The sequence below is a fragment of the Rhodoplanes sp. SY1 genome, from assembly GCF_046000175.1.
Lineage (GTDB): Bacteria > Pseudomonadota > Alphaproteobacteria > Rhizobiales > Xanthobacteraceae > Rhodoplanes.
On the sequence record NZ_JBEOMB010000315.1, the window covers coordinates 1 to 1,077 of the forward strand.

General features: G+C 61.4%; 1 protein-coding gene. It reads right to left on the minus strand.

The window, feature by feature from the left end:
* Positions 1–213: hypothetical protein (locus ABTU92_RS29340; RefSeq protein ID WP_408095078.1), on the minus strand; the 213-nt coding region annotated here is incomplete at its 3' end.
* Positions 214–1,077 lie beyond the last annotated feature (864 nt).

Sequence of the window (1,077 nt, forward strand, 5' to 3'; positions counted from 1 at the left end):
GCCCGGGCTCGCCGCGCCGGCAGCCGCACGGGCCGGGCACGTGTAAGGACACCGGTCGACCTGGACCTTGATGTCCTCTGGCGGAATCCCCCCGAGCCCGATGGCCAGATCGCCGAGCCATACCGGACCGTCGACGACCCGGACAGCAGGCCTCGAATCGAACCGGGACTTCACATAACGTCGCGACAGCAGCACGACGACTTCGATCAGCAAACCGACAAGGTTTCGCAGTTGAACAGCGACAGCTTTCACGAGCCCGCTTCCAGATTTGTGTTTTGTCGTCGCGTTGCCGGCGAAGTCGGCCCAATGCCAGCCGCAACAACAGCGCGCCGTTATCGTCGCGCCGGTGAACTCTCCGCCGGTGGGTGGACGACGGACCTCTCGAACGCGTTACGAATACACCGCCCGATCCGCATCGACAACAAGCATGGGCCACGTCGGCCCGCAGCCTTAATCTGTCCACCGGTCGGCTTGCAAGCCGCAAATATTCGATGGCGGCCGCCGCGATTCCTGCAATACGACAGTTTAAGACTCCGCTCGCGTTGGCATCAGGCCCGTGTTTCACTGCTCGGAGGCGATCCGGGGAGCCGTATGGCGAGAAGAACAAACGAGCTGGCGGAGCGCAACAGCCCCCCAATACAAGGTCGGGCTGAGTTTCGCCTAGTCCGAATTCGCGCCAGTGAACGTCACGTTGATCCCACGTTGATCCATGGTCGACGTGCGCGACCGGTCGGATTTTGACACGGCCATGATCAAGTAGCACCAAAGTGCATAGACCCAGACGGGGGCTCGCTTGTCTGTCCCTTCACGTCCAATCCAGCCCCCGCAGCCCACTCAACCAAGCGCAGCCGGAGCGGCGCGCACCAACTTCGACATGTATCGCAGAAGCCGCCGTTCAGACCCGGTTCGAGACCACGCTCCGAGCGACCGGTGCGTGGCCCGCCTACATTTTTTGATCCGGGATCAACCTATGACCTCGCCACGAACCAGCTCGAACGCGCTCGTTAAGTCTCATAGCTCGACGAGGTGGGTTTCTCGGGCTTATGAAGCTATGTTTGGTTTGATTAACTTGGGGCC